Origin of the sequence: Streptomyces sp. NPDC005263 (genome assembly GCF_042872365.1) — a bacterium.
Classification (GTDB): Bacteria; Actinomycetota; Actinomycetes; order Streptomycetales; family Streptomycetaceae; genus Streptomyces.
The window spans coordinates 57165-70569 of the sequence record NZ_JBIAKJ010000011.1 but is presented as its reverse complement, the minus strand read 5'-3'; the positions used below and the strand labels follow the sequence as shown (position 1 = coordinate 70569).

Below are 13405 nucleotides of genomic sequence, written 5' to 3'. Positions count from 1 at the left end.
GGCCACCGCCCTTCCCGTCCCATTCCTCGCCTCCCCGCCTCCCCGCCTCCCCCGTCCTTTCCGTACGGCGAGAATGAGTGTTGTACGCCGTATAGCGACTGTTCTACGGTGTACGGCATGACCGCATCCCCCCAGGAACAGGCCCCAGCCCCCGCACGGGCCGACGGCCACCCCCAGCGCTGGCTGATCCTCGGTGTCATCTGTCTCGCGCAGCTCACCGTGCTGCTCGACAACACCGTCCTGAACGTGGCGATCCCCTCGCTCACCCGTGAGCTGGACGCGTCCACCTCCGACATCCAGTGGATGATCAACGCGTACTCGCTGGTGCAGTCGGGCCTGCTGCTCACCGCGGGCAGCTCCGCGGACCGCTACGGCCGCAAGAAGCTGCTGGTGGCGGGGCTGGCCCTGTTCGGCATCGGTTCACTCGTGGCGGGTCTCGCGACCACCAGCGGTCAACTGATCGCGGCGCGCGCCGGGATGGGGGTCGGCGGGGCGCTCCTGATCACCACCACGCTCGCCGTCGTGGTCCAGATCTTCGACGACACCGAGCGGGTGAAGGCGATCGGGCTGTGGTCGACGGTCAACTCGCTCGGGTTCGCCGTCGGCCCGCTGCTCGGCGGGGTGATGCTCGACCACTTCTGGTGGGGCGCGATCTTCCTCATCAACATCCCGGTCGCGGGCATCGGTCTGATCGCCGTGCTCGTCCTCGTCCCCGAGTCCAGGAACCCGCGGGGCGACCGCCCCGACCTGCTCGGCGCGCTGCTGTCCACCATCGGCATGACGAGCGTCGTCTACGCGATCATCTCCGGACCGGACGACGGCTGGACCTCGGCGCCCACCCTCACCTCCGCCGCGATCGGTGTCGTGGTGCTGGGCGGGTTCGTGGCGTGGGAGCTGCGCACCCCGTACCCGATGCTGGACATGCACTTCTTCCGCAACCAGAGGTTCACCGGAGCGGTCGCGGGCGCGGTCCTCGTCGCCTTCGGGATGGCCGGCTCGCTCTTCCTGCTCACCCAGCACCTCCAGTTCGTGCTCGGATACGACCCGTTGGAGGCCGGCCTGCACACGGCGCCGTTCGCGCTCACCATCGTCGCGCTGAACCTCACCGGGGTGAGCGCGCTGCTGCTGCCGAGGCTGGGCACACCCCTGACCATCGCGTCCGGGATGACGTGCCTGGCCGCGGGGCTCGCGTCGATCGCGCTGCTCGGCGGGGACGGGTACGGCGGCATGCTGCTCGGGCTGATCGTCATGGGCGTCGGTGTCGCCTTCGCCATGCCGGCCATGGCCAACGCGGTGATGAGCGCGATACCGCCGCAGAAGGCGGGCGTGGGCGCGGGCGTCAACGGGACGCTGGCGGAGTTCGGGCAGGGGCTGGGGGTCGCGGTGCTCGGCGCCGTACTGAACTCACGGTTCGCGGCGGCGGTCTCCGTGGCGGCGGTCTCGCTGCCGACGGCATTGGCCGAAGCCGGGTCGGCCGGGGAGCGGCGGCAGATCACGGACGCGTTCGCCTCCGGGCTGGAGACCAGTCAGTTGGTGGGGGCGGTGGCCGTGCTGGTCGGGGGGTTGGTCGCCGCCGCGTTGTTGCGGCGGGCTGAGCGGGCAGACTCCGCTTAGGCGACTCGGGTGGCCAGGCCGGGCGGCGGCCGCGGGTCCGTTGTGTCGTGGTCGCGCGCCACGCGGCGGTGCCGTATCCGGGTGCGGGCCGGCGCCCCGCCCGGCGCCTAAGCTGGCCGGCGTGTGACGTCGAGGAAGGTGCGCCATGGTGAAAGCGGCCCAGAAGGCGGCGCGGACCAGTGTGTGGCTGGAGGGAAAGACGCGTCGCGGTGGGCGGGGTGGCGGGCAGCCGTCCGGGCTGGACCGGGAGCGGATCACCGAGGTCACCGTGCGGCTGCTGGACTCCGAGGGACTGGACCGGTTCTCCATGCGTCGGCTCGCCGCCGAGCTGAACGTCACCGCGATGTCCGTCTACTGGTACGTCGACACCAAGGACGACCTCCTCGAACTCGCCCTGGACGCGGTCTTCGGCGGGCTGGACCTGCCCGACCCGGACGCCGACGAGGACTGGCGCGACCAGCTGCGCACCCTGGCCCGGGCGTACCGGGCCCTGCTGGTCCGCCACCCCTGGCTGTCGCCGCTGGTCGGCCGCTACCTCAACATCGGCCCCAACAACATGGCCTTCGTCCGGGTGATGCAGCGTGTCATCCGCAAGGCCGCCCTGCCCGTGCACGGCATCACCGGGGCCATCTCGGCGGTCTTCCAGTTCGTGTACGGCTACGGCACGATCGAGGGGCACTTCTTCGCCCGGGTCGCGGACGCCGGCATGTCGCCGGACGAGTACTTCCGGCACTCCCTGAGCACGGTGACGCTGGCCCCGGACGCCGCCGAGGTCATCCAGGAGTCCACGGAGATCATGGAAGCCCGCGGCGGCGACACCGTCGAGGAGATGATGGAACGCGACTTCGAGTTCGCGCTGGAGCTGCTGCTGGCCGGGATCGAGGCGATGGTGGAGCGGGGCCGGAACAGGCCCTGAGGCCGCCCTACGGGGTGTCGTTCACCCCTGGTCGCCCTGGTCGCCGGAGACCAGCCGGGCCGGGAAACCGCCGGTGGCGACCGGGCCCCAGCGTTCCGGTGTGATCCGGATGATCGACTTGCCCTGCTTGAGCATGGCCGCCCGGTACTCGTCCCAGTCGGGGTGCTCGCCGGCGATGTTGCGGTAGTACTCCACGAGCGGCTCGACGGAGTCCGGCGAGTCGACGACCTCGGCGGTGCCGTCGACCTGGACCCACGGCCCGTTCCAGTCGTCGCTCAGCACGATCAGGCTGGCCCGCGGATCCCGCCGGGCGTTGCGGGTCTTGGCGCGTTCCGGGTAGGTGGACACGACGATCCGCCCGGAGTCGTCGACGCCGCAGGTCAGCGGGGACCCCTGGGGGCCACCGTCGGACCGGCGGGTCAGCAGGATCGCGTGGTGCCGGGGCCGTACGAAGTCCAGCAACTCGTCCAGCGATACGGAGGTGTTGGTCGCGATGTTCGGTGCCATGGCGTCAGCCTAGGACCCCGGCCCTGGACAGCCGCCCAGGACACCCGGCCCGTACACCAGTCCGCCACGGGCGACGCGCCCTACTCCTGCAGCGCCTCACCCAGGTTGTCGTACACCGGAACGTCCCGCCGCGCCCCCGTCAGCTCCAGGACCCGGCTGGCCGCCCCGTCGGGCAGCGCCACCACCCGCACCCGCACCCGGGGACCGAGGCGCAGGCGGACCTCGTCGATGAGGCGGACACCCTGGGAGTCCATGAAGCGGGTCGAGGTGAGGTCAAGGACCAGGACCCGCAGCCGGCCGGTACGGGCGTCGGCGGCGGACATGACCCGGTGCAGCAGGCTCTCGGCGTTGCTGTGGTCGATCTCGGGCGGGAGGACCATCAGGGTCGTGGAGCCGGGCAGATCACGTAGATCACGCAATTCGGAGGGGCTCGGGAGGAAGGTCACGGCACTCACCTGGCAGACGTTCGTCCGGATTCCGGGGAGGCCACTTCCTGACCTGTCGGCCCCATTCCACCACGCCGACCCCCGCGCCCGGAAGTGGCCACCGCCTCCGTCAGCCGGACGTCACTTCGACGCAACCAAGCAAGTAAAGTGCTGTCCATCCTGTGCTCGCAGTCAGGAATGTGCTGCGGAGCTCTCCTGCGCACGTCCTTTGGGCGTGCATGCCGAAGAGGTTCGTGGTGGCTGCGTCCGAGTTTCCTGCTTTGCCCCCTTTTGCTGCCGATTTCGAGTTGGCAGAGGCCCTGACGGTGGCAGCTCAGCAACTGCACGACACGCTGACCCCGCACAACACCATGCGCACCGCGGTCCGGCTGGCCGTACACCTGCTGCCCGCCGCCGACCACGCCGGCATCTCCGTGATCGAGCGCAGCCAGCACCGCCGTACCGTCGCCTGGACCGACGAGGTGGTGCGCTCCGCGGAGTCCCAGCACACCGGACGCGAGCAGGCGCCGTACTGGGAGAACCTGTGGACCGCGCCCGTCGTACACCTGGAGGACAGCGAGGCCGACGACAGCGGGGCCGCCCTGTCCGAACTGGGCCTGCGCTCGGCGCTGGCGCTGCGGCTGCGCGCCGACCGCCGCCGGCTGACCGTCCTCACGGCCTACTCCCGCAAGCCGCGCGCCTTCGACGAGGCGTCCACCCGCCTGGGCCGGCTGTTCACCGCGCACGTCAGTCTCGCCCTCGACTCGGCCACCGTCCGGGAGCAGTTGACGGAGGCGATGCGTACCCGGGACCTGATCGGGCAGGCCACCGGCATCCTCATGGAACGGATGGACATCGACGCGGCGGAGGCGTTCGAGTCCCTGGTCAAGGCCTCGCAGCGGGAGAACATCAAGCTGCGCGACCTGGCCCGGCGCATCGTGGATGCGAACAACGCCACATGACCGGCCGGAGGACCCGGGGAGTTAACAGGCGTTGACGGGATATCCGTACGGGCATGAGCCCCGAGATGTCCGACACGCTGGAAATGGCCATCGTGCGCAGCAACGGTCTCGACACGCTGCTGCGCGATCTGACCGACCGCGCGGTGCAGGCGGTACCCGGTGCGGCCGCGTGCAGCATCACGGTGCGCCGCGCCGACCGGCTGCTGACCCTGGCCGGCAGCCAGGGCCTGCCCAGTGGCCTCGACCAGCGCCAGTACGAACACGACTCGGGGCCCTGCGTGGAGGCCGCCGCGACGGAGAGCGAGCAGTACGCCCCCGACCTGGAGACGGAGACCCGCTGGCCCACCTACACGTCGTACGCGCTCTCCACGGGCGTGCGCTGTGTGCTGGCCATCCCCATCGAGGTGGAGGGCGAGCGGGGCGCCGCCCTCAACCTCTACGGTGTCGAACCGGGGGCGCTCGGCCCGGGCAGGGACGCGGCCCGGGCCTTCGCCGCCCGGGTGGGGGACGCGATCAACGTCGCCCTGCGCGTCGAACGTCGCCAGGAGTCGGTCGCCGACGTGCGCACCGCGCTGCTCTCCCGCAGCGTCATCGACCAGGCCGTCGGCATCCTCATGGCGCAGGAGCGGATCGACGCCGGGATCGCCCTGGAACGCCTGCGCCGGGTCTCGCAGAACCACAACGTCAAACTCCGCGACCTGTGCACCGACCTGGTGGCACGGGCGAGCGGCGGCCACGGGCGCGCGTCCGACCGCTCGTCCGGACGGAACTGAGTTCCGCGCGGCGGGATGCGGGGCGTGCCCCGGTCCCGGCCGAGGAGCGCCCAGTTCGTACGGACGCCTGCGGGGCCGGGTCCGCAGCACCTACCGTGGCCCGCATGAGCGCGGAAGACCTCAGCCCCGAGGACCAGTGGCCGCTGCCACCCGCCTGGATGTGGGACTGCGCCGAGTGCGTCCGCCGCTACGAGGCGATGAAGCACGTGCAGGCCGTCATCGCCGGGCTCACCGCGGAGGATCCCGGCGTCGACTGGGACGTCACCGACAGCATCGTCGGCACGCAGGTCAGCCTGAGCCGTCATCTGGCCGACGCGCACCGCGCGTCACTGCCCGACTGGGACCCCTCCTGTACGACCTGCGCCGACCACCGCGACTCCCTCGCCAGGGCGGCCCGGTCCCCCGAACTGCTCCCGGGCGCGGTCATGGTGGCCGAGGAACACCGCGCCCGTCATCTGTTCGCCCCGCCGCGCGTCGTCGGACTGATGTAGGCGCTGCCGGGCAGGACCGGCCGCATGAGACCCCTCAGGCCGCCTGCGGCAGCGACTCCCCCTGCACCGCCTGGACGTCCAGCTCCACCTTCAGCTTGGTGCCGATGGCGGCGATGCCCGCCTGGACGACCTGGTTGTAGTTCATGGCGAAGTCCTCGCGGTGCAGTTCCGTCGTCGCCCGGTAGGCCGCCCGGGTGCCGCCCCAGGGGTCGGAGCCGGTGCCGAGGTAGGCGAGGTCCAGGTCGACCGGCCGGGCGACGCCGTGCAGGGTCAGCTCCCCGTGCACGGTCCAGCGGTCCGAACCGGCCGCCGTCAGTCCGGTCGAGTGGTACGTGATCTCCGGGAACCGCTCGACGTCCAGGAAGTCCGCGGACCGCAGGTGGGTGTCGCGCATGCCGTTGCCGGTGTCGATGGACGCCGCCTGGATGACCGCCTCCACACGGGACTTGGTCACGTCGTCCGGAGCCACCTCGATCGAGGCCGTGAACTCCGTGAACCGTCCGTGCACGGTGGAGATACCCAGGTGCTGGGCGGCGGCGGCCACACTGGAGTGCGCCGGGTCCACGGTCCACGGCCCCGGCGGCGGCAGTTCGGTCCCGCCCTGCCGGGCCAGCGTCACCGTGCCGACCTCGGCCCGGCCGCTCGCCGTGACCACGGCGCTCGCGGCGGCGGGCGCGTACCCGACGGCGGTGACGATGACGGTGTACGCCCCCGGCGCCAGCGCGGTCGTGTCCCGTACCGCGCCCTCGGCGTCGGCCTCGGCGCGCAGCACCTGCGAGCCGGTCATGTCGGTCACCGTGACCACTCCGTGCGAGACGGCCCATCCGTCTCGCGTACGGATCTTCGCGGTCAGTCCCATCACGTGTCTCCCTGCGAAAGTATTACAAATTGACCATCAAGAGACCGGCCCGTGCCGGGCACACTCCGAGGGAGACGTGCCCGGCACGGACCGGTTCGAACTACTCGCCGGGGTGGGAGAGTTCGATGTCGTGGCCGTCGACGCCCTGGCCGTGCACGGTCAGCGCGGTCGCGACCGGCGCGTACCCGGTCGCGATGACCGTGTAGTCGCCCCCGTCCAGATCGGTGAAGGCGTACGCCCCGTCGACACCGGTGGTGGCGGTGGCGACGACGTTGCCGGCCGCGTCGACCAGCGTCACCCGGGCGTCCGCCAGCGGACCGTGCGGCGCCCGCACGACCCCCTGCAGCTGAGCCCCCGCGTCCAGATCCACCTCGACCCGGGTCACCCCGGTGCCGCCGACCTCCACCGGCAGGGCGCGCGGACGGTATCCGGCGGCGTTCACCGCGACCGTCACCGCACCGGGCACCAGCTCCGTGAAGGAGAACTCACCCTGCTCACCGCTGACCGCGGTGGCCAGCAGATCCCCGCGCACGTCGGTGACGATGACCATGGCGTCCTTCACCGGGCTGCCGGTGTGGGCGGCCCGCACCAGCCCGCTCAGGCCACTGGTACCGCTCAGCAGGATGTCGTACGCCACCGGCTCCTCGCCCACCACGACGGTGGACGCCTGCGGCTGGAAGCCGTCCGCCGAGGCGATCAGCACGTACGAGCCCGTGCCCGGAGCGTCCAGCCCGTAGGAGCCGTCCGACTGCGCGACCGCGCGGCCCAGCTGACGGCCGGCCAGCGAGATCAGCGTGACCGCCGCACCCGGGACCGGAACACCCTCCGCGCCCCGCACGAAACCGTGCACCGGCACGCCGGCGGAACCCTCGGGACGGGCGATCGTGGCCACCGCGGCGAGCCGCTGGGTGCCCTCGGGACCCGTCTGGGTCTCGGTCGTGGACTCGGTGACGGCCCAGCTCGGGACGTGCGCCTGGGCGGAAGCGGCAGCCCCGGCGGGAGCCTGCGCCTCGGCCGGTGCCTGCACCTCGGCGGGAGTCTGCGCGGCGGCCGGGGCCGCCTGGTCCGGGGTCTCCTCCGAGGCCGTCTGCGCGAGTGCGCCCTTCGTCCGCAACGGGACCTCCTTGATGAACAGCGTGATGAGGAAGGCGAGCAGGGCCAGGCCCGACGCGATCAGGAAGACGTCGGCGATGCCGTGGCCGTACGCGCTCTCCATGACCGTGCGCAGCGGCGCGGGCAGCTTGTCCATGTCCGGGATGGAGCCGGAGTCGGAACCCCCGGCCATGGCGGCGTACTTGGGGCCGAGGTCGGCGATGCCGTCCTTGGCGTAGTCGGTGATGCGGTGGGCCATGACGGCGCCCAGCGCGGAGACGCCGACCGCACCGCCGAGGGAGCGGAAGAACGTGACCGTGGAGCTGGCCGAGCCGAGGTCGGCGGGGGCCACCTGGTTCTGCGTGGACAGCACCAGGTTCTGCATCATCATGCCGATACCGAGGCCCAGCAGGGCCATGAAGATGGCCATCTTCCAGTAGTCCGTGTCGTACCGGACGGTGCCCAGCAGGCCCAGGCCCGCCGTCACCAGCACGCCGCCGGTGACCAGCCAGATCTTCCACTTGCCGGTCCGGGTGATGAACTGCCCGGAGACGGTGGAGGAGATGAACAGACCGCCGATCATCGGGATCGTCATGACACCCGACATCGTCGGCGACTTGTCCCGGGCCAGCTGGAAGAACTGGCTGAAGAAGACGGTGCCGGTGAACATCGCGACGCCCACGAAGAGCGAGGCCAGCGACGACAGGGTGATGGTGCGGTTGCGGAACAGCCGCAGCGGGATGATCGGTTCGCTGGCCTTGGACTCGACGAGCACGAACAGCAGGCCGAGCACGATCGAGCCGCCGACCATCGCGTAGGTCTGCCACGACACCCAGTCGTACTTGTCACCGGCGAAGGTGACCCACAGCAGCAGCAGGGAGACCGCGGCGGAGATGAAGAACGCGCCGCCCCAGTCGACCTTCACGTCCCGCTTCACGACGGGCAGGTGCAGGGTCTTCTGCAGCACGATCAGCGCGATGATCGCGAACGGCACACCGACGTAGAAGCACCAGCGCCAGCCGAGCCACGAGGTGTCGGTGATGACACCGCCGAGCAGCGGACCGCCGACGGTCGCGATGGCGAAGGTGGCGCCGAGGTAGCCGGAGTAACGCCCGCGCTCACGCGGGGAGATCATCGCGGCCATCACGATCTGCGCGAGGGCGGACAGGCCGCCGACGCCGATGCCCTGCACCACGCGGCAGGCGATCAGCATGCCGGGGTTCTGCGACAGACCCGCGGCGGCCGATCCGAGCACGTAGATGACGAGGGCTATCTGGACGAGAGCCTTCTTGCTGAACAGGTCGGAGAGCTTGCCCCACAGGGGCGTGGCCGCCGTCATGGACAGCAGCGCGGCGGTGACGACCCAGGTGTAGGCGGACTGGCCGCCGCCGAGGTCGCCGATGATCTCCGGAAGCGCGTTGGTGACGATCGTGGACGACAGGATCGCCACGAACATCCCGAGCAGCAGCCCGGAGAGCGCCTCCATGATCTGCCGGTGCGTCATCGGCTCGTCGTGGGAGGCCCCTCCTCCGTGTTTGGTGTGGGCCCGCACACCGGCTGGTGTGGTCGTTGCCATGAGCTTCCTTCTCTTACTTGGTGATCGCGGGTGTACGGGTGGACCGGTCCGTGGACCGTTCGAGGGAGAGCGTGGTGGGCGGCCGGGGTTCCGGGTGCGTGACACGGCAGTCGTCGAAGCTCGACCTGAGCCGTGTCATGAGGTGGGTGAGCTGCACGACCTCGTCGTCACTCCAGTCGCTCAGCCGTTCGGCGAGCATCTGGCAGGTCTGTCGCGACAGCTCGTCCAACCGGCCCCGGCCCGCGGGCGTGAGGCGCAGAATGCGCGAGCGCTTGTCCGCCGGGTCGGGGGAGCGTTCGATCCAGCCCCGGTCCGCGACGTGGGCCACGTGCCGGCTGGTCACCGACATGTCCACGGCGAGCAACTCGGCGAGCTTGCTCATGCGCATGTCGCCGTAGCGGCCGAGGAGGGTCAGCACGGCGGCGGAAGCGCTGGGGCAGTCGGACGGCAGAAGGCGTCCCAACTCCCTGCGTACGGCGCCGAAGGCACTGAACTGACGCATCAGCTCCTCGTACTGCGCCTGCCCTGCCATCACACCTCCCTTGTTTGTTGCTTAGGGCAACCATAGAAGCTGTTGGTTGCTACAGGCAAATAGAATCCGAGGGTGGCCGACCAAAAACTTGGCAAAGGCATGTATTGCGAACGTAAACGTGCAGGTAAGGGGGTGTTGTGAGGGCTGACTGTCTCCACTTGGGCCTCACCCCCGGATTCGCTAGGGTCTCGGGGCATGGCTAACACCCAGGGCCCCCAGGGCAACAACGACCCGGCCGGCAGCACCCAGATGTTCCGCGCGTTCGTCGACGAGCCCCCTCAGGGCCGCCGGCAGCAGGCTGCCGCCTCCAGCGGTCCCCGCCTCGGCCTCATCATCGGCGTGGTCGTCGCGGTGGTGGTCGTCGCCGCCGTGGCCTGGCTCGCGCTGAAGTAACCACGTCCACCGGCCGGTCGCGTCGCACGTCCCGATGTGCGTGCCCGGCGGCACGCACCCACTTCGGTCTCGCTCCGAGCGGGGGGTACCCCCCTCGCGTCGACGCACACCATCCAAGTACTCAGCCGTCCGCGTACGCCCGGAGTCGGGGTGCGCGGACTCGGCGCGTTCGGCTTGGTGTGCTCGGCCTTTGGCGCGCTCGGACGCGGGCGGAAGTGAGCCGTCCGTCCCGCCGTCCCGCCGGACGGCTTGGTCCGCGAGGCTCGTGCGGGCTCCGCGACGTGCCGCTCCCGGCGGGTGCGCGGGGCGGGTGCGCGGCCGTACCCGGAGTCGTACGCGCCGGGACGGACGACGGCCGCCGGCGCGCCGATCAAGGCGCCCCGACGGCCATGTGGTCACGTCGCTCGGAGCACCGCGCCGTTCATGGCTGGCGCTCCGTCATACCGGAACCCCGGGTCAGTCCGAGATGAGGCCTTCCCGCAGCTGCGACAGCGTCCGCGTCAGCAGCCGGGAGACGTGCATCTGGGAGATGCCGACCTCCTCGCCGATCTGCGACTGGGTCATGTTCGCGAAGAAACGCAGCATGATGATCTGCCGCTCGCGGGGCGGGAGCTTGGCCAGCAGGGGCTTGAGGGACTCGCGGTACTCCACGCCCTCCAGGGCGGTGTCCTCGTAGCCGAGGCGGTCCGCGAGGGAACCCTCGCCGCCGTCGTCCTCCGGGGCCGGGGAGTCCAGCGAGGAGGCGGTGTACGCGTTGCCGACCGCGAGGCCGTCGACGACGTCCTCCTCCGACACCCCGAGCACCGAGGCGAGTTCGGCCACCGTGGGCGAGCGGTCCAGCTTCTGGGAGAGCTCGTCGCTGGCCTTGGTGAGGGCGAGCCGCAGCTCCTGGAGGCGGCGCGGGACGCGCACCGACCAGGACGTGTCCCGGAAGAACCGCTTGATCTCGCCGACCACCGTCGGCATCGCGAAGGTCGGGAACTCCACGCCCCGTTCGCAGTCGAAACGGTCGATCGCCTTGATCAGGCCGATGGTGCCGACCTGGACGATGTCCTCCATCGGCTCGTTGCGCGAGCGGAAGCGCGCGGCCGCGTAGCGGACCAGCGGGAGGTTGAGTTCGATGAGGGTGTCCCGGACGTACGCGCGCTCGGGGCTGTTCTCGTCGAGTGCGGCGAGCCGCAGGAAGAGGGAGCGGGACAGGGTGCGGGTGTCGAGAGCTCCCGAGCTCGGGAGGGCCGGGGCCGGCGCGGCCTCGACGGCCGTTACGTCGTCGAGTGCGGGCGCGGGCTCGCTCTTTGTGAGCGTGAGCACCTTCGAGCTGCCCTGGTCTGCGGACATGCCACCCCCTTTGGGTCGCGAGGACGGTCGCGGCGGACGCTCCCACGGAGGAACGCAGCCTTCACCTGAATACCGGAGCCGAAGCCTCGGCAAACGCGCTTCCGGCAGAATGTCACATGTCGGCAACACGCTGTAGTGACATGTCGACATGCGAGATGCGAATACGCCCTGGAAGGAGGGGGTCTGACGGCCTTTCGGCAGAGAAATCCAGGGATCCGCGCTGGTGAGCGATTCGCTCGCGACGGTGACTTGTCGCTCATGTATTCGGTTATGCCCCGAACCGGTATGCGGCTACGCCTCAAAGCGGTATGCGGTTATGCCTCGATCCGGTTCGCCGAGCGCAATCGCTGGAAGCTACGCGCGAGTAGCCGCGAGACGTGCATCTGGGACACGCCGAGTTCCGCGCTGATCTGTGACTGGGTGAGGTTGCTGTAGTAGCGCAGCAGCAGAATTCGCTGTTCGCGTTCCGGAAGCTGGACGAGCAGATGGCGGACCAGGTCGCGGTGCTCGACGCCGTCCAGGGCCGGGTCCTCGTAGCCGAGCCGGTCCAGCAGTCCCGGCATGCCGTCGCCCTCCTGGGCGGCCTCCAGCGAGGTGGCGTGGTAGGACCGTCCGGCCTCGATGCAGGACAGCACCTCCTCCTCGGTGATCCGCAGCCGCTCGGCGATCTCGGCGGTCGTCGGGGTGCGTCCGAAGGACGTCGTCAGGTCCTCGGTCGCCCCGTTGACCTGCACCCACAGCTCGTGCAGCCGACGCGGTACGTGGACCGTGCGGACGTTGTCCCGGAAGTACCGCTTGATCTCGCCGACCACCGTGGGCATCGCGAACGTCGGGAACTGCACGCCCCGGTCCGGGTCGAAGCGGTCGATGGCGTTGATGAGCCCGATGGTGCCGACCTGGATGACGTCCTCCATCGGCTCGTTGCGGGAGCGGAAGCGGGCGGCCGCGTAGCGCACGAGCGGGAGGTTCGCCTCGATGAGCGCCCCACGCACGCGGTTGTGCTCCGGCGTACCCGGCCGCAGGTCCTTGAGCTGAGCGAAGAGCACCTGTGTCAGGGCCCGGGTATCGGCACCGCGGCTGCGTTGGGGTGCCGTCGGCACCGGGGGCTGGGCGGGAGCCTCTTCCTGAGGCGGCGCAGTACTGGCCGACACGGACAACGCCACCTCTTCATCGGTCTTCACCATCGGTCAACTCATCCATCAAAAGCGGTCATAGCATCACAAGACATGTGCACTGTGTGCAAGCACCGCATAACACCGTGTTGAGGGACGAATTGAGCAGTAAAGCCCAAAAGCCCCCGCCGTGCAGGCAGGGGCTTGGAAGGTGGCGTCGCCTACGCGGCGCCTACGCGTCGCCTAGTACTCGTAGTCCGCGATCACCCAGGTGGCGAACTCTTTCCACAGGGTGACGCCGGCCTGGTGCGCCGGGTGCTCCAGGTAGCGGCGCAGCGCGGCCGCGTCGTCGAAGCCGGAGTTGATGGCGAAGTCGTACGCGACGGGCCGGTCGCTGAGGTTCCAGCCGAGCTCCCAGAAGCGGATCTCGGGAATCGTGCCCTCGAGGGAGCGGAACGCCTCCTCGCCCTTGGCGACCCGGGGGTCGCCGCGCTCGACACCTTCGTTGAGCTTGAAGAGGACCAGGTGGCGGATCATGAGTTCCCTCCCTGGGCGACCCAGGACATGAAGTCGCCGATGGACTTCGCGGCGTCCGATATGCCCTCGAAGCCTATCTGGACGTAGTCCGCGGCCTTGGCCGGGTCTGTGATGATCACGTACAGCACGAAGACCACGAGCACATAGACGGCGATCTTCTTCGAGTTCACCGCCATCGCGGCCTCCCCTGTCTCTCCTGTCACGGAGCCTGCTTCTGGCCCGCCCGACGCGCGCACATGATCGCACGAAGGGCCCCGTCTGACGACGGGGCCCTTCTC

General features: G+C 70.1%; 15 protein-coding genes. 6 read left to right on the top strand and 9 right to left on the bottom strand.

Features of this window, described 5'->3' with window-relative positions; translation table 11 throughout:
• Nucleotides 1-117 precede the first annotated feature (117 nt).
• Together ACFYRY_RS36610 and ACFYRY_RS36605 are read left to right on the top strand one after the other, a co-directional pair.
• Nucleotides 118-1614, top strand: coding sequence for an MFS transporter (locus ACFYRY_RS36610; protein WP_389155787.1), 1497 nt, complete (start codon nt 118-120; stop codon nt 1612-1614).
• Between the two features lie 145 nt (nt 1615-1759).
• Nucleotides 1760-2530 carry a TetR/AcrR family transcriptional regulator gene (locus tag ACFYRY_RS36605; RefSeq protein ID WP_389155784.1) on the top strand — a complete coding sequence of 257 codons (771 nt, stop codon included), beginning with the start codon at nt 1760-1762 and terminating at the stop codon, nt 2528-2530.
• 21 nt (nt 2531-2551) lie between these two features.
• Here the strand turns inward: ACFYRY_RS36605 and ACFYRY_RS36600 are convergent, their stop codons facing one another.
• A complete protein-coding gene (locus tag ACFYRY_RS36600; RefSeq protein WP_389155781.1) occupies nt 2552-3037 on the bottom strand; it encodes a PPOX class F420-dependent oxidoreductase in 486 nt (161 codons plus the stop codon).
• Nucleotides 3038-3117: 80 nt separating this feature from the next.
• Entirely contained in the window at nt 3118-3492 is a 375-nt protein-coding gene (locus ACFYRY_RS36595) for an STAS domain-containing protein (RefSeq protein ID WP_389155778.1), read from the bottom strand.
• A 209-nt stretch (nt 3493-3701) separates the two neighbouring features.
• Here ACFYRY_RS36595 and ACFYRY_RS36590 point away from each other — a divergent pair, with 209 nt between their 5' ends.
• The 3 genes from ACFYRY_RS36590 (at nt 3702) to ACFYRY_RS36580 (ending at nt 5688) form a co-directional block, all read left to right on the top strand.
• Nucleotides 3702-4424 (top strand): ANTAR domain-containing protein, encoded by a 723-nt coding sequence (locus ACFYRY_RS36590; protein WP_389155775.1) that lies wholly within the window; start codon nt 3702-3704, stop codon nt 4422-4424.
• Between the two features lie 53 nt (nt 4425-4477).
• On the top strand, nt 4478-5197 hold the full coding sequence (locus tag ACFYRY_RS36585; protein WP_389155772.1) for a GAF and ANTAR domain-containing protein: 720 nt from the start codon (nt 4478-4480) through the stop codon (nt 5195-5197).
• Between the two features lie 104 nt (nt 5198-5301).
• Complete coding sequence (locus ACFYRY_RS36580; RefSeq protein ID WP_389155769.1) at nt 5302-5688, top strand: hypothetical protein; 387 nt, start codon at nt 5302-5304, stop codon at nt 5686-5688.
• Nucleotides 5689-5722: 34 nt separating this feature from the next.
• On the opposite strand, the gene ACFYRY_RS36575 is transcribed toward ACFYRY_RS36580, so the two are convergent.
• From ACFYRY_RS36575 to ACFYRY_RS36565, 3 genes are all read right to left on the bottom strand, one after another.
• A complete protein-coding gene (locus tag ACFYRY_RS36575) occupies nt 5723-6547 on the bottom strand; it encodes a YceI family protein (RefSeq protein WP_389155766.1) in 825 nt (274 codons plus the stop codon).
• 100 nt (nt 6548-6647) lie between these two features.
• Complete coding sequence (locus ACFYRY_RS36570) at nt 6648-9215, bottom strand: MFS transporter (protein ID WP_389155763.1); 2568 nt, start codon at nt 9213-9215, stop codon at nt 6648-6650.
• A 13-nt stretch (nt 9216-9228) separates the two neighbouring features.
• The gene (locus ACFYRY_RS36565) at nt 9229-9747 is read right to left on the bottom strand and encodes a MarR family winged helix-turn-helix transcriptional regulator (protein ID WP_389155760.1); all 519 of its coding nucleotides are present in this window, start codon (nt 9745-9747) and stop codon (nt 9229-9231) included.
• Between the two features lie 195 nt (nt 9748-9942).
• Between ACFYRY_RS36565 and ACFYRY_RS36560 the strand changes: the two genes are divergently transcribed.
• On the top strand, nt 9943-10140 hold the full coding sequence (locus tag ACFYRY_RS36560) for a hypothetical protein (RefSeq protein ID WP_389155757.1): 198 nt from the start codon (nt 9943-9945) through the stop codon (nt 10138-10140).
• Nucleotides 10141-10596: 456 nt separating this feature from the next.
• Here the strand turns inward: ACFYRY_RS36560 and ACFYRY_RS36555 are convergent, their stop codons facing one another.
• The 4 genes from ACFYRY_RS36555 to ACFYRY_RS36540 form a co-directional block, all read right to left on the bottom strand.
• On the bottom strand, nt 10597-11478 hold the full coding sequence (locus tag ACFYRY_RS36555) for an RNA polymerase sigma factor SigF (RefSeq protein ID WP_389155754.1): 882 nt from the start codon (nt 11476-11478) through the stop codon (nt 10597-10599).
• A gap of 314 nt (nt 11479-11792) precedes the next feature.
• A complete protein-coding gene (locus tag ACFYRY_RS36550; protein WP_356764575.1) occupies nt 11793-12662 on the bottom strand; it encodes an RNA polymerase sigma factor SigF in 870 nt (289 codons plus the stop codon).
• Between the two features lie 171 nt (nt 12663-12833).
• Nucleotides 12834-13127 carry a Dabb family protein gene (locus ACFYRY_RS36545; protein WP_389155751.1) on the bottom strand — a complete coding sequence of 98 codons (294 nt, stop codon included), beginning with the start codon at nt 13125-13127 and terminating at the stop codon, nt 12834-12836.
• Nucleotides 13124-13303, bottom strand: a complete 180-nt coding sequence (locus tag ACFYRY_RS36540) for a hypothetical protein (RefSeq protein ID WP_356764906.1) — start codon at nt 13301-13303, stop codon at nt 13124-13126. Before ACFYRY_RS36540 ends, ACFYRY_RS36545 begins: the two co-directional genes overlap by 4 nt.
• Nucleotides 13304-13405: the final 102 nt, after the last annotated feature.